Genomic DNA, 25,168 nt, shown 5'->3' on the forward strand with positions numbered 1-25,168 from the left:
ATGAGTTTATTGTTTTTTTAAGAATTTTTCCAACAATTTTAAATGGGCATTAAATGCCTTTTTTCCTTCACTGGTGGTGCTGTAGCTGGTGTTCGGTTTTCGATCTATAAATTGTTTTTTTACTTTTAGATAGCCTGCTTTTTCAAGAGCTGACAAATGGCTTGCGAGATTGCCGTCTGTTAGTTCAAGCAATTCTTTCAAGCTTTTAAATTCGACTTTATCGTTGACCATCAGTATGGACATGATCCCTAAACGGATTCGACTTTCAAATTCGCGATTCAGACCATAGATCAATTCTTTCATCGTTCATAATTGTAATAAAAACGAATTCCGTATACGATATGCAAGACCCCAAATCCAATTGCCCAGCATAGCAATCCATAAGCTGGAACCAAGGCTGCAATCAATCCAAGAAGAATTTCCAATAACCCCAGATAGCGAATTTCAGTTCGGGTAAAATGACTTGCATTTAATAGGGCCAGCCCATAGAAGATCAACATAGAAGAAAGTATCCATTCGATTCGTTGGTGAACGATGAGGATCAAGCAAAAAAAAGCTCCGGTTAAAAATGGGATTAATAAATTGATCAACAGACGTTTTGCAGTTGCATCCCAATGTTGCATTCCTTGTTTTTTGGCTAGCCGTTGGGTAAATAGATAGGTGCTTAGAATGGACAACATTAAAACCAACAGGGTGTCGATCATTAAAAAGACGGTTATGCTATAGGTAGATCCCTCTGAAGCGCTTGCAAATTGTTTAAAATAGCTGTTTAAATCTATGGATTGATTTAGAAGATACCAATAGCCAACAGCAGCACCAACAAGTGCGTACAATCCAATGCAGATACTGGAAAGTCCGCTGAGGGATAGGAAACGTGAAGAACGTTCCATGAGCTGTTTTATCTCAGAAAGCGTATTTAAATGGTCTTGTTCATTCATTTCAAAAGTACTTTGTAATGCAAAGTAAACGCATTTAAAGCGTATTATTGTATATTCATTAAAAAAATACTATTGATGTTAGCATATTTCTACATTCTTAATGGAATTACAGTGTGTATTGAGTCCGAATTGCTTAAATGAAAAATCTCGTAGGTGGATATTTCTTGGATTATGTATTTTTTTCTGTTAATTTGCTTTTATAAATGAATTCATGAAAATTTTACTCCTCATTGGGATCAGCTTGGTCGCTTGTATTTATTGGTTTTATGGCAGAAAATCTTTTCGAACGATTGAAAAGGATATTTCCTATGGACCTTTTACAATCCGCGCTACGGCAAACACAGGCCGCGAGCTCAATATGAATTATGGGATGGTTGATCGAACCCAGGTAGCCTATTCCATTTTATACCAAAACAAAGCCATTGAATTTCCGGGCGGTTTACAAAGCAATACCGGCTTGCCCTTTTTATGGAATGTCTATGCTTTAGAAGGTGCCAAGCAAGCCAGCTTGATAGCAGGCAGTCAAAATCTCTATTTAATTTATATCAACGAGGGTACTCCGGTAGTTGAACCCTTATTAAAACAATCCCACGATTTTGCTTCGTTGCAATTTTTAGATAGCAATCAGGGTCAGCCTGGTCTTTATGAAGAAGTATTTTCTAAAAGCGACACCACCAATCTGGAGCAATTGAATCGTCTGGTAGGTGGCCGTTTTTTAATGATTGGTGAACAAACGATTCTTGATATTCAAACTTTTGAGAAATGGAATTTTCATGTTAGCAATGAACCCATTGAAAATTATTCATTTCCGGTTCCACACGGTGCATTGGCTTTTGCACCCGATCAAAAAAGCATTGTCTTTCTGGCAGAATTTCAATCCTGGAATACTCAGGATGAAGATTTGCCTGAATCTGAAAATGCCCTGGTGGTCTATAATTATTTAAAGGATACGGGCTATGCTGTTAAATTTGATAATACAGCGACCCGCTTAATCAACATCAAGGAAGCAAACCTTCAATGGTTCAATCGATTTTTTGAATGGCGCCAAGCGCAAGAGGGCTATCATCTGGAATTGATCCAAAATCAAAAGCCTCCCAATTGGACCGGTCGATTTGATTCGACGGATGCTTATTATACCTTGTATCCGGTGAAGCCATCCATGTTGCCTGTTTTTTTAGATTTTGTTTTAAATCAATTGGGATGGACGAAAGCGAACATCGTCCGGGATGAAACCCATGAATACACAGGTCATTGTTTAGATCTTGAGTTTGAAAATACCAAATTGGATATTCGTTTTAAGGAAGACGAACAAAGCTTGACATTCAGCAAGAATTTATATGTAGAAAATTCAACTAAATATGGATTGCTTGTAAAAAAAATTGCCGATACGTTTGATGTTGAATTGCAATCCGGAAAATACCAGGATCATTTTGGACAGATCCTCAGTGAAACCAAGAAGATTCGGGGGGTGTATAAAGATAAATAGAAAACGTCACAATTGTTTTAATCAGTGTAGCTGTAAAATTGAGCTGGCTGAATAATCAACTCAATAGCTGGTTCATTCGTATTGACAAATTAGTTTTCGAGGATATTTTTCAAATTAGTCAAACTGCTGTCCATGTCCTTGGGAAGCATTTTTTCTAACATGGGGATCATGATGTTTATTGGATAGTTTAATGTACCTGCATTGCTCCAGGATACTTTGGTTTGATTGTCACTGATAGATTCTAAGTCCATTATAATATAGGAAGAAGTTTTCATAGGTTTTATAAAACGAATTTCCGCCTCCATTTTTTTTCCTTCTATTAGATTTATAATTTCCTTTTCACCCTGACCGGCATCTTTGTTTCCGCTCCAGGAATAAATAAATCCAACCGTCCCATCTGTGCCTTTATATTCTCTAATTCGGTCTGGTCCCGCCATAGCACTTTTGTTGAAATGGTCCTGGTTTTTAAGCAGCTTGATGTAGTCAAATACTTTTTGACGTGGCGCATTGATTATGGTTTCACATTTTACATAATGTTCTTTTTTCATGAAAAGTGCCAGGATTAAAAGCAATGCTATAATGCCTGCAATAACCATCAGAATTATAAGTATAATTTTCATTTCTATAATTTAAACTGTTGAATTGTAAAGGTAATAAACCGAAATAAAATTTACCTTATTAATAAATTATAGATAGATTTCTTATCTGGATTCAATTCTTCTAGAGGTGACCACTATGTCAAAACAATAGCCATCTTCTGAATATTCACCATATTGTAATGTTTTATTGTCAGATAATTTGACAGTTAAATTAAACGCATTTTCACCTCCACCTCTATATTTTAAACAAACATCGTTTCCGTTTTTAATATTATAGAACTTGATGGTATCGTTTTGATAGGCTGTCAAATATCCCGAAGGAATGTTTTGGCCACTTTCATTTTTTACATAGACACATACGTTTTTTGTCAAAAAACAAAAGCAACGGCAGTAATCATAATTAAGTATTGTCAAGAAGGTGATAGCAGATAAAACAATTCCTATATTTATTTTTTTACTCAACATAAGTTGTACTAATTATTTTTAATCATTTTATTAACAATCATGGATGAAATTATAAATGAAACTCCAAGTCCTTTAATAAAAAATTTTAACACCTGAAGGGGTTTCAAAGAAATGTCTTGTCAATAAAGTTAAGCTCATGCAGAGGGTCCCAATTGAAAGTAACTAAATTGGTGTTATTTTCATCTTATTGTTATTGATTTAGACTTTAAATTAATTTTCCTTTTTTTATTTGTCTAAGACATAAGCCATGATGCATATAATAAAATAATTACCCAATGGTAGAGCGTATCAATTATAAATGCAGGAATCCATCGTGCCAGAGTGCTTATCCAAGTATGACCAAATGCATTCTTTAATGCAAAAAAGTAATAAACTGCATTAATCACAGGAATTGATAAAAAGATTGCTTGCGATGCATGTGAATATACCATAATCAATCCCAAAATCCATATCCATATTGATTGGAAAAGTGGAATCCAGGTATTTAAATGCATGGTAAAAATCATTGAATCATAGTATAATAATTTTTTTCTATAAAGAATAGGGTACAATAAAAATGCATTGAGTGGAAGCAACACAACAAATAGGATGTTATTTGCTGCTGTCATCTTTTTTGTGTAGGCAGACAAACTTAATTGACTATTGATTTGTGCTCTATAAGCTTTTACCAATTGAACGTAAAAAAAATTGTAAGGATAATTTTGTTCTTTTAACCAATTTTTAATTTCTGCATCCTGAATGTTTTTTAAAACCCGCTGGTTGCTTACAGGTACAGAATGTAGCATAGGCCAAAATCCGCTTGTAATAATATTAATTGATGTACTTGTTGAATCAGACAGTGCATCAAAACGTTGACTCATTGTTTTGTTTACTTCAGCTAGTATATCAGTATAGTGTGTATACCGATCAATTAATAGCCAAAAACTAAACATAAAAAATGCTGTACACCAGATATACATTCTGACTGGTGGGGAATATCGATTGCGTTTATCTTCAATAAAATCTTTGGTAATTTTTCCTGGGTGTAGAAACAAAGTCTTTATGGTCGACCAGGTTTTATTGTCAAGATGAAAAATGCCTTCCACCAATTCATAGAGGTAATGAAAAAATGGCCTTCTGGGACTGTGATTTTCCTGACCACAATTAGGACAGTATTTCATATGCTGCAGGTCAATCCTAAAATCGTAATTGCAATTTTTGCAATGCTCAGTGCGTATTTTATTTGGAGGCAAGCTTTTATTCAACTTCATTTTCCAATAGATGAGACTTAAGGGAAGTTTTCCTGTTACCGTTTGACATACAAACAATTCAACCTTCCGTCCAAAGTTAAAATTAAAACAATATAATTCCTTATTAAAATAACTACCTGACAAAACGTGGCTTTATTGCTCTTGTCAACTTCAATTTGGCCACTTTTATCCTATCTTTAACTTATGATTTACCTGGTCTTAATTTATTTAACAGCCATGGATCGTTTTGGAAAATTGCAGGATTGTAACATAGATTCACCTCATATTGTCCCCCTCTTGTTCCCATACTGACCCGGGGTTGTTCCCATTATAATGGGTAAAATATAGGCTTTAAATGGGGTCAGAATTTATATATATTCTACTCTGAGCAATTTCAACATAACTTCAATTTGGGAGTATTTTGGGAGAATCTATTCTCCATCCATTAATGAACATGCGGTTATAGGTTAAATGCCAAAGTCTAAAGGATAATTATCAGATATTAAGACCAAAGAATTAAAATAAAAAATCAGCTTCAAATAGCTTAACAGCTAGCTTCCAAACCCACCGACGTTCAGCCCCCTAGACCCTCAGACCTCCAGCCCCCCAGACCTCCAGACCCTCAGACCTCCACCCCCCAGACCCTCAGACCTCTAGTCCTCCAGACCTCTAGTCCACCAGACCCTCAGACCTCCAGACCCCCCAGACCCTCAGACCCTCAGACCTCCAGTCCTCCAGACCTCTAGTCCTCCAGACCTCTAGTCCACCAGACCCTCAGACCTCCAGACCCACCAGACCCTCAGACCCCCAGACCCTCAGACCTCCAGTCCTCCAGACCTCCAGACCTCTAGTCCCCCAGACCCTCAGACCTCCAGCCCCCCAGCCCCCCAGACCTCCCCAATCCTAACGTTCTTTTATTAATATATCAAAATAATCTAAATATAATTTATTTTCACAAATTTCAGGCGAACAGGGAGATTTTAGGATGATATTTCACATTTTATTGTTAAGAATACATGATTGGATGATAAAAGCTCAAAATATTTAAATAATTTTGGGCATCCATTTATTCTAATCTAAAAATTAAGCTCATGCCTACCAACCGCAGTACCGCCCTCAGTTTGTTTTTATCAAGACCCAAAACCCCGAAAGAACGGGATAACGCTAAAATCTCCAGTTACTATGGGGAAAATGTGTTTACCGACAATAAGTTAAGAAGCTATTTGTCTAACGATGCGTATAAAGCCTATACCCAGACCATCAACAACGGACAAAAAATCTCCCGGGAATTGGCGGATCAGATTGCAGCGGCTTTGAAAGCCTGGGCTATGGAACAAGGCACCACCCATTACAGTCACTGGTTTCAACCATTGACGGGAAGTACGGCAGAAAAACACGATTCTTTTTTTACCTTGAGCGGTTCAGGTTCGGCGCTTGAAAAATTTGACGGCGATGCTTTAGTTCAACAAGAACCGGATGCGTCTTCATTTCCAAGCGGCGGTTTACGGGCAACTTTTGAAGCCAGAGGTTATACAGCATGGGATCCCATGTCGCCTGCATTTATTATGGATATCGCAGGCTCGAAAACACTTTGCATTCCCACAGTATTTATTTCCTATACCGGAGAAGCCCTCGATCACAAAGCACCCCTATTGCGTTCCGTCGAAGCATTGGATAAAGCAGCAACGGGTGTAGCGCGTTATTTTGATCGCTTTGTCAATAAGGTAACGGCCACCCTGGGTTGGGAACAAGAATATTTTGTAATCGATAAAGCCATGTATTATGCGCGTCCGGATTTAATGTCCAGCGGACGCACCGTCTTTGGTCGTGGACCTGCCAAAGGCCAACAATTGGAAGACCATTATTTTGGTACTATTCCAGAGCGAGTGTATGCGTTTATGGTAGATCTCGAACGGGAATGTCATAAATTGGGAATACCGCTTCGTACCCGCCACAACGAAGTAGCACCAAGCCAGTTTGAATGTGCACCGATGTTTGAAGTGGCAAACATTGCAGTAGATCACAATCAACTTTTGATGGACTTAATGGATCGGGTAGCACGAAGACACAATTTGATTGTATTGCTTCATGAAAAACCCTTCGCAGGCATCAATGGATCTGGAAAACACAACAACTGGTCTATGAGTACCGATACCGGTACCAATCTCTTGGGTCCGGGTAAAACGCCTCGCAACAATTTACAATTCCTTACCTTTTTTATAAATACTATCAAAGCGGTGCACGATCATGCGGATCTCTTACGTGCAAGCATTGCAGCAGAAAGCAATGACTATCGCTTAGGAGCAAACGAAGCGCCACCTGCCATCATCTCGGTCTTTATTGGCGATTACCTCACCAAAGTCTTAGAGGCGATTGAAATGCGCGTAGACAATGATTTGAAAGAGGAAGAAGAGAATGAATTGAAACTCGATATTCATAAAATGATTCCGGATGTCATGATGGACAATACGGATCGTAACAGAACTTCCCCCTTTGCATTTACAGGAAATAAATTTGAATTCCGGGCTGTAGGTTCCACTGCAAATTGTGCAGATCCGATGATGATCCTCAATATGATTGTAGCCAATCAGTTGAATGAATTTAAAGAGCGCGTTGACAAACACATTGCAGATGGCGAGAAAAAAGATTCAGCCATCCTCAAAGAACTTCGCGAATGTATAAAAACCTCCAAAAACATTTTATTTGAAGGAGATAATTACAGCGAAGCCTGGGCCAATGAAGCTGCAAAACGCGGCTTGCCCAACATCAAAACCACGCCAACTGCTTTGGATGCTTTCACAACAGCCAAAGCCAATAAGATCTTTAAGGATATGAAAATCCTCAATGACAAAGAGCAAGAAGCGCGTCATGAAATCTACCTTGAAAAATACATCAAAAAAGTAGAAATCGAATCCAGCTTAATTGAAGAATTGGCACTAAACCAAATTTTACCGGCTTGCATTCGCTATCAAACCGAGTTGTTGTTAAACATCAAAGCAAATAAAGATGCCGGATTATCCAAAGGAGCTTGCATAACCCAAGAAACCTTGGCAGAAAGTATTTCCGGACACATCAATGCAGCCTATGACGGAATTGAAAAAATGCGTGTTCAACGAGAAAAAGCCGAACACCAAAATTCAACCCGCTCCAAAGCCATTTATTTCTGCGATCATGTCAAACCAATCTTCCTTGAAATTCGCGATCACGTTGATCAACTGGAATTAATTGTAGAAGATTCTTATTGGCCATTGCCAAAATACAGAGAGATACTTTTTAATAGATAAATCATTTCACACAAAAAAAATCCCGGACTAAAACCTGGGATTTTTTTTTTTGAATAATGCATCCTTTATAAACGATCCATTTCATTCGAGATAAAATCCACCTCATCCCCAAATCAAGGGTTTGAAACCCTTGATTTTCGAATGCTCCAATCGAAGAAACAAAGCAAAAGCACTCCCAAGCTCCTACTAAAAATCAACCCCCTCCCCAAATCAAGGGTTTCAACCCTTGATTTTTCGAATACCCCAATCGAAGAAACAAACCCAAAAAGCTCTATATTTCACTACCACCAATCACCCTCATCCCCAATTCAAAAACATCCCCCCCAAATCAAAAACCCCACCCAATTATTCATATTTTACACATTATCAACTATATACACATTAAAGCCAGTATTATCGACCATTTTTGATAAAAAAGGCACATTTTTTAGATTTTTGATTCATTTTTAGCAAAACCCATGGCATTTTTAGCAAAATCATGTCAATTTGTCCCTGATTTTGTCAGTTTTTAATGCAAATAAGCTGGATTTTGACATAAAACCCTGCCAAAACGTGTTTTTTATTGGGATGGCATAATCTATGATATGGCACTAGTGTAATTCGCAATTTTTAATTCACTTAATAAAATTAGATTCATATGAAACCAATCAACGACCGAGTCGTAATTAAACCGGCTCCCGCTGAGGAGAAAACAAAAGGTGGGATTATTATCCCAGACACCGCTAAAGAAAAACCACTTCGTGGAGAAGTTATCGCTGTGGGTCCAGGTAAGGACGGCAACATGATGACTGTTCACAAAGGCGATATGGTATTATACGGCAAGTATGCCGGACAGGAATTCCAATACAAAGGACATGATTATTTGATCATGCGTGAAGACGACATTCTTGTAATTATCTAATCATTCATTCATTTTAAATAAATAGCAAACGATATGGCAAAAGAAATAAGATTTAATGCCGATGCCCGTGAAAAATTAAAATCAGGCATCGATCAAATGGCAAATGCGGTAAAAGTAACCCTTGGACCAAAAGGACGTAATGTTGTAATTCAAAAGAGCTTTGGGGCGCCTCAGGTTACTAAAGACGGTGTAACCGTTGCAAAAGAAATCGAATTGGAAGATCCAATTGAAAATATGGGTGCGCAACTTTTAAAAGAAGCAGCATCAAAAACAAATGACCTCGCTGGAGATGGTACAACCACTGCAACCGTATTGGCGCAATCTATTGTTGCTGCAGGTATGAAATACGTTGCAGCAGGTTCCAATCCAATGGATTTAAAACGTGGTATTGACAAAGGCGTTGCAACAGTTATCAATGATTTACAAAAGCAATCCGAACAAATCGGAAATGATTTTAGTAAAATCAAACAAGTTGGTTCGATCTCAGCAAACAATGACGAACAAATCGGAGATCTAATCGCAAACGCAATGAAAAAAGTGGGTGTGAATGGAGTGATCACCGTTGAAGAAGCAAAAGGAACTGAAACTACAGTTGATGTTGTAGAAGGTATGCAATTTGACCGCGGCTATTTGAGTCCGTACTTTGTTACCAATGCAGAAAATATGACGGCTGATTATGAAAATCCGCTGATCCTGATTTACGATAAGAAGATCTCTAACATGCAAGAAATGTTACCGATCCTTGAAAAAGTAGTTCAAACCGGAAAACCATTATTAATCATTGCGGAAGATGTAGATTCTCAAGCATTGGGCGTATTGGTGGTAAACCGTTTGCGCGGCGGATTGAAAGTGGTTGCGGTTAAAGCTCCAGGATTTGGAGATCGTCGCAAAGCCATGTTGGAAGACATTGCCATTTTAACAAATGGAACGGTGATCTCTGATGAAAAAGGATACAAACTTGAAAATACCGAGTTAGACAATTTGGGTACTTGCGAAAAAATTTCCATCGATAAAGACAACACCACCATAGTAAAAGGAAAAGGTGCAAAGAAAATGATTGAAGCGCGTATCAACCAAATCAAAGCACAAATTGAAACAACAACATCTGAATACGATAAAGAAAAATTACAAGAGCGATTAGCTAAATTAGCTGGCGGTGTTGCAGTTTTAAATATCGGTGCTCCGACTGAAGTTGAAATGAAAGAAAAGAAAGATCGCGTGGACGATGCATTGCATGCAACCCGTGCAGCCGTTGAAGAAGGTATCGTAACCGGAGGCGGCGTAGCATTGGTGAGAGCAATCCCATCTTTAAACAGAACCCGCACCCTCAACGAAGACGAAGCATTGGGTATCGAGATCGTTAAAAAAGCACTCGAGTCACCAATTCGTGTAATTGCTGAAAATGCAGGCGTTGAAGGATCTGTTGTATTTATGAATGTTGCTGCAAAAAAAGGCTCTTATGGCTTCAATGCAAGAACCGGTGAATACGAAGATTTAAAGAAAGCAGGTGTAATCGATCCAACAAAAGTAACCCGTATCGCTTTGGAAAAAGCAGCGTCAATTGCTGGAATGATCCTTATGACCGAATGCGTTGTAAACGACAAACCAAAAGAAGACAAAGGCGGAGGCGGCCATCACCACCACGGCGGTGGAATGGACGGTATGATGTAAGAACCGTTTTTTTAAACTATACTACTGAAAAAAGTCCTGCCTAAAAAACAGGACTTTTTTAATTTTACAAAGCTACAATCCTGCAATGCTGAAATCCTTTAGTCCTGTAATCCTGAAATGAAATAATTCTATAATATAATTTTGTTTGTTATTTATAAAATACAACCATTGCAGAAATAAACTTAACAGCTTAACTACTTAACAGCTTAATACCTCAAAATCCTAAGAATTGCCTTAATTTTACCAGTTCAATATTGCACATGAAAAACCTACTCCAATTCCTCAGCTTCTTATTAATCTTAAATAGCCTCGCCGCCCAGGATACCATCACCGTCCAAACCTTCACCTGGGACAGCACATCCCGAAGAGCTGTATTTCAATTTCCCGATGATCCGACACAATCCTATCGCAAAATTATCATGCAATACAACATGCGTTGCCACGGGGCACGCGTAGGAGTTGGCAGCGTTGGCTGTTATGAATGGGATTACAGTTGCAATACCTTTATCACCGATAGCACCAAACAAGATAGCAGCTTAGCCACCATTGGAAATTATGTGATTTCCGGTTTTAATGGATTGCAATTTTATTATACAAGCATTCCGGGTTATACCTATTATCAACTGTTTCAAAAAAATACTACGTATTCTGCAATAGTTTCCGAACAAAAATTTACGATTGGAAACGGAAACCATCCATTGGCTTTTAATTCTAATGACGGATTGTATCGCGCACAATACCTGATCTCTGCTGCTGAGTTGCTTGCAAGCGGGATGAAAGCTGGAAAAATTAGCGGACTGGATATGTTTGTAGCTGTTCCTGGAACTAAATTATCAAATTTTAGAATTCGAATGAAACATACCAAACTGAATTCGATTTCAAATCCAGATAATGAATCCCTTACGGAACTGTATTTTAAAGATACCGATTTTAATGCAACCGGTGCACAACATTTTCAATTTTATACGGGCTTCACCTGGGATGGAAGCTCCTCGCTGCTTGTAGATTTAAGTTATACCAATCAGACAGCAACTGCAGTTCCGCAATTTGAATCTCAAGATCTGGGTACAACCCAACAAGCGCTTTATTGCAATGCAACCGAACGATCCCTGGTGTGGGATGGTTTAAACAGTAAACTGGATGGTGGTAAATTGAATGCAATTTCAAATGAACTCAGTGTAGCATTTTGGCTGTATGGAGCAACACCAATTCAACCAAATAACAACAGTGTGTTAGAAGGAGTCACGTCAAACAATCAACGTTCGTTTAACATACACCTGCCCTGGAGTAATGGAAGCATTTATTTTGATTGCGGTTTTAAAAATGGAGGCTATGATCGGATAGAAAAGGCTGCTGCTGTTTCTGATTACGAAGGGCAATGGAATCATTGGGCTTTCACCAAGAATGCAGTGACCGGCGAAATGAAAATTTATAAGAATGGTGCTTTATGGATCACAGGTCTTGCTAAATTAAATCCCATCCAGATGAGTTCCTTAACCATCGGAGATGCATCCACCAATGGAATTCCTTACAACGGACGTATGCGTGAATTGTCTATCTGGAATAAATCATTGGATTCGATACAAATCAATCGATGGAAAAACAAAAGCATCGATCCATCCCATCCAAATTATTCCAATCTGGTTTTTTATTTTCCATTTCAGGAATCAAATGGTTCTCAAATAAATGATTTGGCTCCGAATGCACAACCTGCGTTCTTACCAGTATCCTTAAACAGAAATCCTGAAAGAGGACATCAATTGGTGATGAATCCGAATGCAACACCGTATCGTCCCAATCTGCGTTTTGTGCAAGGAGTCTATACCGGACAAGTTGTTAAAGATATTCCCGTTCTGGATTCGATTCCAAATGGACCATGAACTGTTCGTCAATACAAAGTGGATAACAATAACCTGATTTTAGATTCTACCTTTTATGTGTATGCAGCTGGAGAAGACAAAATTTATCTCGAGAATGGAGATGCATTCGGTAACACATTTATTGATCCGGAAGATTTGATTGATATTCAGAATTTAAAATACTATCTCCGCACACCTGCAAAATTTGAATTGCTTTCATTGGTCACACCTTATGGCAACAACCTGGATCTTGGAAAAGATGGAAAAACATTTCAGTTTGATGTGACGGATTTTACACCCATTCTTAAAGGCAAACGCATGCTGTCGATGGAGTTAGGAGGCGAACATCAGGAAGAAATCGACATCAAATTTTTATTTATAAAAGGAATTCCGGAACGCACTGTATTGGACATTGCAAATATTTGGCCCTTTCAACGGGGTTATTTTTCAGAGATATTAAGCAACAAACGATTTGAAGCGCGCAAACTTCGATTGCATCCAACCGCTAAAAATTATAAATTGAGATTCTCTGTTACCGGTCACGAACAAAATGGAGAGTTTACACCCAGAGCACATTTTGTAACGGTCAATGGTACGAGCAATAAAAAATTTCCATTTACAGTTTGGAAAGAATGTGGCTTTAATCCAATCTACCCACAAGGAGGTACCTGGATTTTTGATCGCGCCGGATGGTGTCCTGGCGCACCTACAGAAGCCTTTCACTTTGATATCAGTAATTTGGTAAACAGTGGTCAGGAAATTAATGTGGATTACGGTTTAGAGCCTCCGCAATTAGACCAGGCAAATTATTTAGTGTCGAGTCAATTGGTTTCCTACGGTCCTTTAAATCACAAACTGGATGCATCGATAGAAGAAATCGTAAGACCTGTCAGCAATCGGGTAGAATTTGATCGCCTGAATCCTTCTTGTAATTTACCAACCGTATCAATCCGCAATACAGGGGCTGACGAAATCCGTACACTTAAAATTGAATACGGTATAAAAAATCGAATCAAAGAAATTTATACCTGGAGTGGTGTATTGAGTTCGCTCACCGAACAACGCATTGAATTGCCAGTGCTTCAAAGTGATTTTTGGAATCCTGGACCCGATAGCATCTTCCTGTTTGAAGCAGCTATTTTAGAAGTGAATGCACAAAGTGACGAAAATCTTTCAAATAATATTAAAAGGGTATCGTTCAAACCGGTTGATCGATACAACGGATCCATCTTGTTTGAATTTAAAACCAATAACATCCCACAAGATAATTCTTATAAAATAGTAAACAGCCAGGGTCAAATCGTAATTGAGCGTTCCAACATGGCACCCGTTACAGCGTATCGCGATGAGTTGTTATTACCTCCCGGTTGTTATACATTATATGTAAACGATGTTTCGAATGATGGATTAAATTTCTGGTACTTTCCAACATATGGAACCGGATCTGCGCGCATCATGCGCAAAGTAAACAACACCGTGATACCGATTAAAACATTCAACCCTGATTTTGGTGAAGCCTTTCAATACGATTTTGTTTTGAATGGTCCGGTAAAATCCAATGAAGAGAGCCTCACTGGAATGTTGAGCATTACACCCAACCCCAGTCATGGAAATGTTGACATCGCATTTCAATCACAACAAGCAAATCCGGTGCAGATAAACATCAGAACCCTGGAAGGCAAAACAGTGTTTACCGACATCCGCAATCCTGGAAAATCCGGGCAGACAATAAACTGGTCGCCAAAACAATTGGAAGCCGGCAGTTATTTTGTACAGATCATTCAGAATAATAAAATTGTTACGAGGAAATTAGTGGTGCAGTAAATACTGCAATTTAAATCCACGTTTTAATTTTTTAGGATGCATTGAATCCGCATTATGCTTTGGTATAGGGTATTATTCTTATCAGTTGACTACATCAGCTTTCAAGAGGAAAAGTGTTCTATGCAAGGTTTTTTATGCGATGATATTTTGAAGGGAACCAATTCATATATAAAACGGAACACTAAATAAATTTTAGAATATGGACTTGAATTTAAAATCAAATCCCTAAAATTTAAACGCTGCTTCAAATTCCGGCTGATCTACTTTTAAAGATTTGCGTTGATTGCCTACCGTAACATGCATGATGTTGATCTGTCCATCCAGGGCTTGATAGAGTAGGGTATTTTTTATTTGAACCGAACTGGGCACTTCGCATGCATCGGATTCAAAATAACACCATACGGCTTCTTCTTCTTTTTCAAGTCCCAGAAATTGAATGGCAGCTGGTTTTCCATTTACACTTAGAATTAAATTGTTCTGAATGTATTCTTCCACCAGTTGATCCCGAATATCAAGATCTTTTGGAAATGTTAAATTGATCGATTGACCGGATACTTTGTGAAGGGTATTCTCAAAATCGTCAATGAAAATTTTTACACTTAACTCCAGGTGCTTGCTTTCTGAATTGTACTTGATCTCGCTGACGCTGAGATAAAACGGATGTAATGGAATATTAAAATTTGTAAAACTCAAGCTGTGCACCAAGAATATTAGGAAGTTCAACATTAGAAAAATTTACATTTGCGGAATAAAGTTAATAGAGATGGATGAATTCAAGCTATGGTTTTCAACCGGACTGCAACATATTTTAGATATAAAGGCTTACGATCACATTCTTTACATTGTTTGCCTGAGTTTGTTATTCAGGCTAATAGATTGGAAAAAACTTCTGATCCTGGTCACTGCGTTTACACTCGGACATTCATTGACACTTGCATTGAGCGTTTTTGATTTGGTGGCCATTCCATCTTCATGGATAGAAATTGCGATTGCCTTGACAATCGCTGTAACCTGCCTTATAAATTTCAGAGAATTGGCTTTGAATCAAGCCAGCATTCAGGCCCGGTATTGGACTGCATTGCTGTTTGGATGTATTCACGGATTGGGCTTTTCATTTCTTCTAAAGGCGATGCTTGGCAAAGAAGAATCAGTACTTTTTCCCTTGTTTTCCTTCAATCTGGGATTGGAAATCGGACAAATTGCAGTCCTGGTTCTCGTACAGGCTGTTACTTTTTTTATCCACCAATTTGCAATTCAATTTGAAAAAATAATTCTATCTACGATAACTTTCGTAATTTTGTTGGTCAGTATCTATCTTATCCTTGAAAGGATCTAATAATTTTAATAAAATGAATCGGACGCTATTTCTTTTAATTGGACTGCTGGCTTTTGGACAGATGCTTCAGTCCCAGAATATCCGCAACAATCCTACTTCAAATCACGGAAATCGATTCGAACAATTAGGTACCATTTTACCGGATCCCAATGGATATCGGACGGCTTCTGGAGCTCCAGGCTCAGCGTATTGGCAAATGCGTGCAGACTACGATATCCAGGCCAGATTGGACGAAGAGAATACTAAATTATATGGTAGTGAATGGATTACATATTATAATAATTCACCAGATAAGTTGTACTACCTCTGGTTGCAGCTTGATGAAAATGAGCACAATCCAAAATCACCCAACAATTATGAATCCTATGACAGCAAAACCGATGAGCGTGTCAGTCAAAATGATATAGATAATCTTGACCGCAGACCGATGACAACCGGATACGGTGTCAATATTGAATCTGTGAAAGAGGGCAGTGGCCGTCCCTTGGCATATACCATCAATCACACCATGATGCGGGTAGATTTGAATAAAGCGCTGCTTCCCGGTAAGTCTGTTAAAATCTTTGTGCAATGGAATTATAAAATTCCGGATCGTACGACAATGGGAGGTCGCGGAGGTTTAGAGTTTTTTCCTGAAGATGGAAATCATTTATTTACTATGTCCCAATGGTTCCCAAGAATGTGTGTGTATTCAGATTTTCAAGGATGGCAAAACAAACAATTTACAGGAAGAGCAGAATTTGCACTTGCATTTGGAAATTATAAAGTTCAACTGACAGTCCCTTCCGATCATGTGATAGCCGCTACCGGAGAATGTCAAAATTATAAAGATGTTTTAAGTCCTGCGCAGTATAGACGTTGGGAATCAGCTCAACAAGCAACAGATGTCGTTGAAGTGGTTACCCTGGAGGAAGCCACCCAAGCAGAAAAAAATAAATCGGGCAAAACGAAAACCTGGATTTATAAAGCAGAAAATGTAAGAGACTTTGCATGGGGCAGTTCGAGAAAATTTGTTTGGGATGCCATGCCAATTCTAGTAGGATCAAACAAAGTCATGTGCATGAGTTATTATGCTAAAGAAGCCTACCCATTGTACAGACGATATTCAACAAAAACCATTGCGCATACCATTAAATCATATTCTAAATTCACAATACCGTATACCTATCCCGTTGCAATTTCAGTTGAAGCAAATAACGGAATGGAGTATCCTATGATTTGTTTTAATTTCGGAAGAGCTGAAAAAGATGGTACCTATTCTGAAGGAACCAAGTATGGAATGATCGGAGTCATTATCCATGAAGTAGGGCATAATTTTTTTCCAATGATCATCAACAGCGATGAAAGGCAATGGACCTGGATGGATGAGGGACTGAATACCTTTGTTCAAACCCTGACTCAGGAAGCTTTTGACAACAATTATCCTACGGATCGAGGCAATCCTTCGAGAATAGCAGATTACATGCGTTTGCCAAAAGATCAGTTAGAACCCATCATGACAAACAGCGAAAACCTGGTCCAATTTGGTTCGAATGCTTATGCAAAAACAGCAGCCGGCCTCAGTATTTTGCGGGAAACCATCCTTGGGCGTGAATTATTTGATTATGCCTTTAAGGAATACGCGCGTCGATGGGCTTTTCACCATCCTACGCCGGCCGATTTTTTTAGAACGATGGAAGACGCTTCTGGTACAGATCTGGATTGGTATTGGCGTGCCTGGTTTTACGATATTGAGCCTGTTGACCTAGCTATTGACTCGGTTCATGTCAAACTAACCAATGAAGCCGTTCCAATGACACAGCTCAATTATTACATGCAAGCGGATGAACCTACAGAAACACTGACGAAATATAAAAACAGAACATCCGGAATGTCATTTTTGGTGGAGCAGGATACCAGCCTTCGCGATTTTTATTATTACTACAACCAGACAGAAGAAAAAAAGCGCGTTCGCATTCAAGCCCAATTGGCTTCTGATGAATTGCAAAAAGGGGGTGATAGTACCTACTTGTATGAAGTGCAGTTCTCTAATAAAGGCGGCATGGTGATGCCGATTATTTTAAGATGGAATTACACAGATGGAACCTATCAGGATGAACGATTGGATGTACAGATCTGGAGAAAAAACGAACATAAAATTGTCAAAACCTTCATTCGAAATAAAGTAGTGAAATCCATTCAACTCGATCCTTTCAAAGAAACGGCTGATATCGATATAACCAATAACCAATGGAATGTTGCAGAAACACCCAGCCGGTTTGAAATCTTTAAGGCCAAACGAGAACCACGAAGAGGAGGCAGACGCGGTACAACAAATCCAATGCAATTGGAGAAAAAGGAAAGGCACCAATTAATACCGCTGTCGGTTGGATGGGTGACTTTATAAGCTAATGGATGCTCATTTAAGACTATTCTAAGCGAACAGGACTAAAATCCGGTTTCGGTATTATTTTTGCTGGCTTAACAACTCTATGGATATATTCGAACGTTCCATTCGACTGCACCAGGAATTGCAGGGGAAAATTACCGTTGAAAACAAGTTGGACATCCGCTCAAAGGATGATCTGTCGCTTGCGTATTCACCGGGTGTCGCAGCTCCCTGCGAAGAAATCCATAATGACCCTTCCAAAGTGTATGATTATACCATTAAAGGAAATACCGTTGCCATTGTCTCTGATGGATCTGCAGTTCTCGGTTTAGGGAATATAGGCGCCCATGCAGCCATTCCGGTTATGGAAGGGAAAGCAATGCTTTTTAAGCGGTTTGCCGGAATCAATGGCTTCCCAATCTGTTTGACTACCCAGAAAACAGACGAAATTATTTCAATTGTTAAAAACATTGCACCCGTTTTTGGAGGTATCAATCTGGAAGACATCTCTTCACCCCGCTGTTTTGAGGTAGAAGAAAAATTACAGGATATTGGAATCCCCGTATTTCATGACGACCAACACGGTACAGCCATCGTTGTATTGGCTGCATTGATGAATTTTTGCAGGTTGACCGGAAGGAAAATGGAGGACCTCAAGATAGTGATCAATGGAGCTGGTGCTGCCGGCATTGCCATTGCAAGGTATTTAGGTAAAAAAGACCGCGATGCCCGGAATCAACAAATCGCCAAGGAGATTATTATGTGCGATACCATGGGAATCATACATAAAAATCGATTGGGAGTCAACGACATCAAAGAGGAACTTCTGCTCTATACCAATCCCAGAAATTTGATGGGAAATGTTGAAGATGCACTCGTAGGAGCGGATGTATTTGTTGGAGTAAGTAAAGCAAATCTTTTAAATAGAAATCACATCCGTTCAATGGCAAAGGATCCACTCATTTTGGCTTTGGCAAATCCGATTCCAGAAATATTGCCGGATGAAGCCATGGCAGGAGGTGCCTTTATCGTTTGTACCGGACGTTCTGATTTTCCCAACCAGGTCAACAATGTCTTGGCCTTTCCAGGCATCTTTTTAGGCGCATTGCATGCCCGTGCCAAACGAATTACGTTAGCCATGAAATTTGCAGCGGCCCAAGCTATTGCTTCTGCAGTTGAAAATCCGACCCGCGAACAAATTATTCCTCCAGCACTGGATGAATCCATCGCTCACCGCGTGGCGAAAGCAGTTGCAGATGCTGCACATTAATTCAATCAGGATCCTTTGGCCCCCACCACAATGCGAGCGCCTTCTTGTATCTTTGTCTTTACATGCAAGTGCCCAAGCAAGTTGATTCTTCAATTGAATTAGAAACAGTGCATTCCATTTTTAAACAGATGGAAACTGATTTTCATCAAGCTTCTATTACGAGCTATGAATTCCGAATAGCGGGATTAAAAAAACTTGAGCAAAATCTACTGCTTTTTAAAGATCGCATATCAAATGCGGTCCGCCTTGATTTAAATAAATCCGGTTTTGAATCAGATACTTCGGAACTATTAACATGTTTATTGGAATTGCGCAAAGCAAAGCGCAATCTAAAAAATTGGATGCGAACAAAATCCATTCAAACACCTACTGAGTTAATTGGAAGCTCTCATTTCATTCGGCATGAACCTAAAGGGGTCGTATTAATTTTGGCACCTTGGAATTATCCTATAAATCTTTCGATCATACCTTTGATAGCTGCATGGGCGGCAGGGAATAAAATAATAATAAAACCTTCTGAACTTGCTCCTAATTCTGCAAAATGCGTCAAAGAATTGATTGAAGCTAGCTTTGCTCCTGCAGATGTTCGGGTAGTTTGCGGAAATCATGAAACTGCTGAAGCATTGGTTCAGTTACCTTTCAATCATATCTTCTTTACCGGGTCCCAAAAAACTGCAAAAAAAATTTTAAAAGCAGCTTCAGAAAATTTAACCAGTGTAACGTTGGAACTTGGAGGAAAAAATCCATTGATACTTGACGATACCGTTTCATTAAAAAAATGCATGCCTGACATTGTTTATGGAAAATGTATCAATGCCGGGCAAACTTGTATAGCACCTGATTTTATCCTGTTGCCAAATAAGATGCTAGCTGAATTTGTCAGTGAGTGGAACACCGCGCTACGGAACATGTTTGGAGAAAATTTGATTGAGAATCCAGATTATTGTGGAATTCTCAACGATGCACACTATAACAGATTATTAAAAATTGTCAACGAAAGCTTAGATCAGGGAGCTCAACTTATAGAACCAATCCAATTAAATGCTGCTGACCGAAAAATTAAGCCAATCCTTTTACTTAATACGAGCTGGAACCATGTGAGTATGCAATCCGAACTTTTCGGCCCGGTGTTGCCTTTGATTGCTTATGATTCTTTGGAAGCTGAATCCTATAATATTCAAAAAATGGACAGGCCACTGACCTTATATATTTTTTCGAATGATACACAACATCAAAATTTTATTTTAGATACCATTCGTTCAGGCGGTGTCACCATCAACAATTGTTTATTAAATTATTGCAATTTTAACTTGCCGTTTGGAGGTACGCATCAAAGTGGTCATGGTTCAAATCACGGTTATTATGGATTTGAAACATTCTCTCACAAAAGAGGAATCAGCAAGCAAGGTAAACTGATTAATGCCTTGCGATTTTTTTATCCACCCTTTACAAAATCAAAGATTGTTCTTAAAACCTGCTTAATAAAACTAATAGGAAAAATATGATGCATCGCAAATTATTAGTGCTTTCAGGAATTTTTTTAATACAGTTTCTTACAGCACAATTAAAAGAAATCAGCTTAGAGGATATTTATGAAAAAGGAGTTTTTGCTGCAAAAGGTATTCCCGGTTTTCAATTTATGAAAGACGGACAAAGTTATGTGCGTTTGCAAAATTCTACAATCACCCAATATTTTTTGTTAAGTAATGATATTAAAAAAATTATATTAGATGCAACAAAAATTGAAAATGGACTCTTGATAGATAAATTGGAGTCCTTCGAATTCAGTTTGGACGAAAAGAAACTTTTATTAAAGACCGAGTCAGAAGGAATTTACCGCCATTCCTCACGAGCTATTTATTATGTCTATGATTTAGAATCTGAAAAATTACAACAGATTTATGCACCCAATAAAATCATGTATCCTGCTTTTAATCCATCTGGTGATAAAGTAGCCTTTGTGTATGAAAATAACTTGAATTTTCAAGATTTAAAAAATGGAAGTGTAAAGCAAATTACTCAAGATGGAATAAAAAATGCTATTATCAACGGTGCTTCAGATTGGGTTTATGAGGAAGAATTTAAATTAACAAGGGCTTTTGAATGGTCTCCGAACGGAGATGATATTGCCTATTTGAGATTTGATGAAAGTCGGGTTAAAGAATTTACCTTGCAGTATTATAAAAACGAAAATTATCCGCAAGCTTTTTCATTTAAATATCCAAAAGTTGGAGAAGAAAATTCTCAACTAACTATTTGGAATTATTCTTTAAAAAAGAAAAAATCAGTCCAATTGGATATCGGAAAGCGTGAGGATGATTATATACCAAGATTTAAATGGACAAGTACTGAAGGTGAATTATGCATCACTTGGATGAATAGAGATCAAAACCATTTAAAATTGATTGTAAATACAGTTTCAGACAATACATACAGAACGTTGTTGGAGGAACAAAACAGATATTATATTGAATTGCATGATAATTTACATTTTTTAACAAATGGCAATTTTATTTGGACCAGTGAGCAATCCGGTTACAATCAAGCTTATTTATATGATGGTAGCGGTCGTATGATCAGGGCGCTCACAGAAGGAAATGAGGAGTTGACTGAAATTTATGGAGTGGATGAAATGCAACAAAATCTACTGTTTCAAAAAGCGGTAAACAGAGGACTGGATCGTTCAATTTATAAATTGAATTTGGAAACTAATAAAATTACACCTTTTGCCATAGATCCCGGCTATAACAGTGTTCAAGTAAGTCCTGGATTGAAATACATTATTCTATCACACTCAGAAATCAATGCACCACCAGTATACAGTCTTCATAATAATGAAGGAATACGCATTCGGATATTAGAATCAAACGAAACCCTAAGAGAAAAACAGAAAGAATATAAATTGTCCAATGTTGAGATTAGTAGTGTGTTCAATAGACATGGGGATCAATTAAACTCATTAATTATTAAGCCGGTCGACTTTAATCCGGCAAAAAAATATCCAGTGTTTATGTTTTTATATGGAGGTCCGGGTAGTCAGGAAGTCATGAACCGTTGGAATAGTTTCGGACAGTATTACTGGTTGCAAATGCTCGCACAAAAAGATTATATAATTTGTGTGGTGGACAATCGGGGAACAGGAGGCCGCGGTGAAGAGTTTAAAAAAATGACCTATTTGCAATTGGGTAAATTTGAAACAGAAGACCAAATTGATGCAGCCAAATATTTTTCCGAATTGCCATATGTAGATGGAAGTCGAATTGGGATTTTTGGGTGGAGCTATGGTGGTTATATGTCCAGTTTATGTATTTTGAAAGGCAATGATGTTTTTAAAACAGCTATTGCAGTTGCGCCTGTGACCAATTGGAAGTGGTATGATTCCATTTATACCGAGCGCTATATGAAGCGATTAAAAGATAACCCAACTGGCTATGACGAGAATTCTCCTGTTAACTTTGCAGACCGTTTGAAAGGAAATTACTTATTGGTGCATGGAATGGCTGATGACAATGTGCATTTTCAAAATACCGTTGAAATGGCCAATGCCCTGATTAAAAACAAAAAGCAGTTTGATACCTATTTTTATCCAAACAGAAATCATGGGATTAGTGGACAAAATGCGAGAATCCATTTATACACAAAAATGACTTCCTTTGTATTGGAAAAAATTTAATGCATTAAAAATTAATTCAGAATTAATATGAAATCAATACTAAGTTGCCTTTGTCTATTAGTCCTTTTTTCTTGTGGATCGGCACCTAAATTAGTTAATAAAAAACCCATTGATGTAGATTGGATCCTTGGCAAATGGAAACAAAAAGACATTGAAGTGTATGAGAAATGGGTAAAAATTTCTGAAATGGAATACAGCGGATTAAGCTACGATTTGAATTCAGGCTACGCAACGATTAAGGAAAAAATGCGCATTTTTTCTAAAGACAATAAAACCTGGTATTTTGAAGCTACCATTAAGGAAAACAACAACCTTCCCATTCTTTTTACCTGGGTGCCAGATCCGGTAATCGCATTAAAATTTGTGAATGAGCAACATGAATTTCCGCAAATAATCCAATATAAAAAGGAAGCTTTTGATGTCATGACTGCTACTATTTCAGATAAGAATGGAGATAAAAAAATGATTTTTGATTACAGCCGTTACGCAACCCAGTGAAAGACATTGAAATCCTAAACCGAAAAGCCAGTTACCTCTATAATTTTATTCAAACCTACGAGGCTGGAATCCTATTATCCGGACCCGAAGTAAAGTCAATCAAAGCAGGCAATGCCAACATGAGCGATGCATATTGTATCGTTGAACACGGTGAGGTGTGGATTAAAAATTTAAATATCAATCCGTATAAACAAAGCGCAGAATCTGATTACAACCCCAAACAAAATCGCAAACTCTTATTAAACAAAGAGGAAATCCGTAAAATCGAACGGAAGATTTCAGAAAAAGGATTAACGCTCATTCCCTACAAAATTTATATAGCAGACCGCGGAATTATTAAAGTTGAAATTGTCTTGGTCTCTGGTAAAAAATCATACGACAAACGAGAATCCATTAAAGAAAAAGACGAAAAAAGAAATCTTGACAGAAATTTTAAAATAGGATAAAATGAGAAGACTATAGGCTATAGACTAGAGTGTCAGGTGAGTACCAAAATGATACTACAATGAAGCGTTCTTAAATCCAGGAAGCTCTTAATTAAATTTACTTACATGTGCAGCTTAACCCCGAAGGGTTCGTTGCATAGTTATCAAAGTCTGTTTAAGGGCTAAAAAGCCCATTTTTGGGGCTATAAACGGCCCAAGGTTCAATTCCGTGAAGATAACTTTGATCTAATTGCACTTATGGTATTTTTAAGCTGACGGTGAAATTCGGCTATTTCCTCAGGAGAGTATAATATCGCTCGAATATGGGCCCTGTCAAAAAATAGACTTTTCGCAACCCTTGTGTTTTGAATGGTAATTATTTCCTTGTTTTTGCCAACGGCATAACCTAATTCCAGGAAAGCATTCTTATTAGGATAAGAAGTATCGGCTATAATGAATTCTGATTGCTCAATTTGTTTATAAATTGTATCAATGATAATGTCATTATCATTGAAATCATCGGCTCGAAAAACATTGATTCGTAATTCTGAGTGAAGAAAATTCTTTATATTCTCCAAGTAAAAACTATTTAGCTTAAGATGCTTAAAAGGCATTATCATAAAAACTTTGTTTGATTCTGTGGATTGGAGTGCATCCAGTCTTTTTAATATACAGGTGAGCGAATTCGTTGTATTGATTTCCATCAATCTATACAGAGATACTCTGTCAAAGCTGAAATAAACGCTCTTTCTTTCTAAGTAATTAGAAAAATAAGTATAATTCTTATCAATACGATCATGAAACGCTCCTCTAAAGTTGGTGTGGCCTAAATATCCTTCAATAAAATTATTATCAAGCCGTTGATTGATTTTGAAATAACAACTAGGACCGGAACCCTTAGCAAAAGTATCTTTATTCTTAATGGAACGAAGTCTATCTTCATCATCTATAAACCAACAAGGCATTGTTCCTTGTGGAATGTGTACACCATAAATATTGTATGAATTATTTTCTCCCATTTTATATTGTTGTAATATTGCATTCAATTAATTATGGTTTTCCTCATTTAATCTTTATTTTTTCTTAAAGAAGAAACAATAATATCTTTCAAATTCCTTTGCTGGTTAGCAGTATCATTTGAAGCTCGGTAATTTAGCTTGACCCTATAGCCCTTCGCTCTAATCTCAGTTGGTTGTGATCTTTGTGCAAGCAATAAATCTAGTTGGCTAACAAACTCATCTTTTGAAACAAAATATAGCAAACTATGAAATGATTGCTCTACTTCACTAATCGCTAATGCACGAATATCATTTAAATGTTTTTGGTTATTGGAAATCAAAAA

21 protein-coding genes are annotated in these 25,168 nt (G+C 37.8%); 13 read left to right on the top strand and 8 right to left on the bottom strand.

Annotation, left to right across the window (positions count from 1 at the left end; all coding sequences use genetic code 11):
* Positions 1-6: 6 nt before the first annotated feature.
* Together IPK91_15550 and IPK91_15555 are read right to left on the bottom strand one after the other, a co-directional pair.
* On the bottom strand, positions 7-303 hold the full coding sequence (locus tag IPK91_15550) for a transcriptional regulator (protein ID MBK8298659.1): 297 nt from the start codon (positions 301-303) through the stop codon (positions 7-9).
* Positions 300-938 carry a hypothetical protein gene (locus IPK91_15555; GenBank protein ID MBK8298660.1) on the bottom strand — a complete coding sequence of 213 codons (639 nt, stop codon included), beginning with the start codon at positions 936-938 and terminating at the stop codon, positions 300-302. Before IPK91_15555 ends, IPK91_15550 begins: the two co-directional genes overlap by 4 nt.
* Positions 939-1,149: 211 nt before the next feature.
* Here IPK91_15555 and IPK91_15560 point away from each other — a divergent pair, with 211 nt between their 5' ends.
* Positions 1,150-2,424, top strand: coding sequence for a hypothetical protein (locus IPK91_15560; GenBank protein MBK8298661.1), 1,275 nt, complete (start codon positions 1,150-1,152; stop codon positions 2,422-2,424).
* An 89-nt stretch (positions 2,425-2,513) separates the two neighbouring features.
* On the opposite strand, the gene IPK91_15565 is transcribed toward IPK91_15560, so the two are convergent.
* The 3 genes from IPK91_15565 to IPK91_15575 form a co-directional block, all read right to left on the bottom strand.
* Complete coding sequence (locus IPK91_15565; GenBank protein ID MBK8298662.1) at positions 2,514-3,044, bottom strand: SRPBCC family protein; 531 nt, start codon at positions 3,042-3,044, stop codon at positions 2,514-2,516.
* Positions 3,045-3,125: 81 nt separating this feature from the next.
* Positions 3,126-3,395 (bottom strand): hypothetical protein, encoded by a 270-nt coding sequence (locus IPK91_15570; protein ID MBK8298663.1) that lies wholly within the window; start codon positions 3,393-3,395, stop codon positions 3,126-3,128.
* A gap of 326 nt (positions 3,396-3,721) precedes the next feature.
* Positions 3,722-4,648 carry a DUF3667 domain-containing protein gene (locus tag IPK91_15575; GenBank protein ID MBK8298664.1) on the bottom strand — a complete coding sequence of 309 codons (927 nt, stop codon included), beginning with the start codon at positions 4,646-4,648 and terminating at the stop codon, positions 3,722-3,724.
* A gap of 1,160 nt (positions 4,649-5,808) precedes the next feature.
* Here IPK91_15575 and IPK91_15580 point away from each other — a divergent pair.
* The 5 genes from IPK91_15580 to IPK91_15600 all read left to right on the top strand — a co-directional run bounded on the left by IPK91_15580 (position 5,809) and on the right by IPK91_15600 (position 14,256).
* On the top strand, positions 5,809-8,001 hold the full coding sequence (locus tag IPK91_15580) for a glutamine synthetase III (GenBank protein ID MBK8298665.1): 2,193 nt from the start codon (positions 5,809-5,811) through the stop codon (positions 7,999-8,001).
* A gap of 637 nt (positions 8,002-8,638) precedes the next feature.
* Positions 8,639-8,902 carry a co-chaperone GroES gene (locus tag IPK91_15585; GenBank protein MBK8298666.1) on the top strand — a complete coding sequence of 88 codons (264 nt, stop codon included), beginning with the start codon at positions 8,639-8,641 and terminating at the stop codon, positions 8,900-8,902.
* Positions 8,903-8,935: 33 nt separating this feature from the next.
* Positions 8,936-10,573 (top strand): chaperonin GroEL, encoded by a 1,638-nt coding sequence (gene groL, locus IPK91_15590; protein ID MBK8298667.1) that lies wholly within the window; start codon positions 8,936-8,938, stop codon positions 10,571-10,573.
* 260 nt (positions 10,574-10,833) lie between these two features.
* On the top strand, positions 10,834-12,453 hold the full coding sequence (locus tag IPK91_15595; GenBank protein MBK8298668.1) for a LamG domain-containing protein: 1,620 nt from the start codon (positions 10,834-10,836) through the stop codon (positions 12,451-12,453).
* Between the two features lie 18 nt (positions 12,454-12,471).
* The gene (locus IPK91_15600; protein MBK8298669.1) at positions 12,472-14,256 is read left to right on the top strand and encodes a T9SS type A sorting domain-containing protein; all 1,785 of its coding nucleotides are present in this window, start codon (positions 12,472-12,474) and stop codon (positions 14,254-14,256) included.
* Positions 14,257-14,481: 225 nt separating this feature from the next.
* Here the strand turns inward: IPK91_15600 and IPK91_15605 are convergent, their stop codons facing one another.
* Positions 14,482-14,982, bottom strand: coding sequence for a hypothetical protein (locus IPK91_15605; GenBank protein ID MBK8298670.1), 501 nt, complete (start codon positions 14,980-14,982; stop codon positions 14,482-14,484).
* A 37-nt stretch (positions 14,983-15,019) separates the two neighbouring features.
* On the opposite strand from IPK91_15605, the gene IPK91_15610 reads away from it, so the two are divergent.
* From IPK91_15610 to smpB, 7 genes are all read left to right on the top strand, one after another.
* Complete coding sequence (locus tag IPK91_15610) at positions 15,020-15,592, top strand: HupE/UreJ family protein (protein MBK8298671.1); 573 nt, start codon at positions 15,020-15,022, stop codon at positions 15,590-15,592.
* 13 nt (positions 15,593-15,605) lie between these two features.
* Positions 15,606-17,978, top strand: a complete 2,373-nt coding sequence (locus IPK91_15615; GenBank protein ID MBK8298672.1) for a M1 family metallopeptidase — start codon at positions 15,606-15,608, stop codon at positions 17,976-17,978.
* Between the two features lie 85 nt (positions 17,979-18,063).
* Positions 18,064-19,230 carry an NADP-dependent malic enzyme gene (locus IPK91_15620; protein ID MBK8298673.1) on the top strand — a complete coding sequence of 389 codons (1,167 nt, stop codon included), beginning with the start codon at positions 18,064-18,066 and terminating at the stop codon, positions 19,228-19,230.
* A gap of 128 nt (positions 19,231-19,358) precedes the next feature.
* Positions 19,359-20,735 (top strand): aldehyde dehydrogenase family protein, encoded by a 1,377-nt coding sequence (locus IPK91_15625; GenBank protein ID MBK8298674.1) that lies wholly within the window; start codon positions 19,359-19,361, stop codon positions 20,733-20,735.
* Positions 20,732-22,903: a DPP IV N-terminal domain-containing protein gene (locus tag IPK91_15630; GenBank protein ID MBK8298675.1), complete on the top strand. Its 2,172-nt coding sequence runs from the start codon at positions 20,732-20,734 to the stop codon at positions 22,901-22,903. The genes IPK91_15625 and IPK91_15630 overlap by 4 nt, the downstream gene beginning before the upstream one ends.
* 27 nt (positions 22,904-22,930) lie before the next feature.
* The gene (locus IPK91_15635; protein MBK8298676.1) at positions 22,931-23,401 is read left to right on the top strand and encodes a hypothetical protein; all 471 of its coding nucleotides are present in this window, start codon (positions 22,931-22,933) and stop codon (positions 23,399-23,401) included.
* Complete coding sequence (gene smpB, locus IPK91_15640) at positions 23,398-23,847, top strand: SsrA-binding protein SmpB (GenBank protein ID MBK8298677.1); 450 nt, start codon at positions 23,398-23,400, stop codon at positions 23,845-23,847. Before IPK91_15635 ends, smpB begins: the two co-directional genes overlap by 4 nt.
* 200 nt (positions 23,848-24,047) lie before the next feature.
* Here the strand turns inward: smpB and IPK91_15645 are convergent, their stop codons facing one another.
* The gene (locus IPK91_15645) at positions 24,048-24,872 is read right to left on the bottom strand and encodes a hypothetical protein (protein ID MBK8298678.1); all 825 of its coding nucleotides are present in this window, start codon (positions 24,870-24,872) and stop codon (positions 24,048-24,050) included.
* Positions 24,873-24,892: 20 nt separating this feature from the next.
* Positions 24,893-25,165 (bottom strand): hypothetical protein, encoded by a 273-nt coding sequence (locus tag IPK91_15650; protein ID MBK8298679.1) that lies wholly within the window; start codon positions 25,163-25,165, stop codon positions 24,893-24,895.
* Positions 25,166-25,168: the final 3 nt, after the last annotated feature.

The organism is Saprospiraceae bacterium (genome assembly GCA_016712145.1).
Lineage (GTDB): Bacteria > Bacteroidota > Bacteroidia > Chitinophagales > Saprospiraceae > Vicinibacter.

Coding starts and splice junctions, on each gene's coding strand:
- IPK91_15550 (MBK8298659.1), bottom strand. CDS start 303: ATGAAAGAATTGATCTATGGTCTGAATCGCGAATTTGAAAGTCGAATC.
- IPK91_15555 (MBK8298660.1), bottom strand. CDS start 938: ATGAATGAACAAGACCATTTAAATACGCTTTCTGAGATAAAACAGCTC.
- IPK91_15560 (MBK8298661.1), top strand. CDS start 1,150: ATGAAAATTTTACTCCTCATTGGGATCAGCTTGGTCGCTTGTATTTAT.
- IPK91_15565 (MBK8298662.1), bottom strand. CDS start 3,044: ATGAAAATTATACTTATAATTCTGATGGTTATTGCAGGCATTATAGCA.
- IPK91_15575 (MBK8298664.1), bottom strand. CDS start 4,648: ATGAAATACTGTCCTAATTGTGGTCAGGAAAATCACAGTCCCAGAAGG.
- IPK91_15580 (MBK8298665.1), top strand. CDS start 5,809: ATGCCTACCAACCGCAGTACCGCCCTCAGTTTGTTTTTATCAAGACCC.
- IPK91_15585 (MBK8298666.1), top strand. CDS start 8,639: ATGAAACCAATCAACGACCGAGTCGTAATTAAACCGGCTCCCGCTGAG.
- groL (MBK8298667.1), top strand. CDS start 8,936: ATGGCAAAAGAAATAAGATTTAATGCCGATGCCCGTGAAAAATTAAAA.
- IPK91_15595 (MBK8298668.1), top strand. CDS start 10,834: ATGAAAAACCTACTCCAATTCCTCAGCTTCTTATTAATCTTAAATAGC.
- IPK91_15605 (MBK8298670.1), bottom strand. CDS start 14,982: ATGTTGAACTTCCTAATATTCTTGGTGCACAGCTTGAGTTTTACAAAT.
- IPK91_15610 (MBK8298671.1), top strand. CDS start 15,020: ATGGATGAATTCAAGCTATGGTTTTCAACCGGACTGCAACATATTTTA.
- IPK91_15615 (MBK8298672.1), top strand. CDS start 15,606: ATGAATCGGACGCTATTTCTTTTAATTGGACTGCTGGCTTTTGGACAG.
- IPK91_15620 (MBK8298673.1), top strand. CDS start 18,064: ATGGATATATTCGAACGTTCCATTCGACTGCACCAGGAATTGCAGGGG.
- IPK91_15625 (MBK8298674.1), top strand. CDS start 19,359: ATGGAAACTGATTTTCATCAAGCTTCTATTACGAGCTATGAATTCCGA.
- IPK91_15630 (MBK8298675.1), top strand. CDS start 20,732: ATGATGCATCGCAAATTATTAGTGCTTTCAGGAATTTTTTTAATACAG.
- IPK91_15635 (MBK8298676.1), top strand. CDS start 22,931: ATGAAATCAATACTAAGTTGCCTTTGTCTATTAGTCCTTTTTTCTTGT.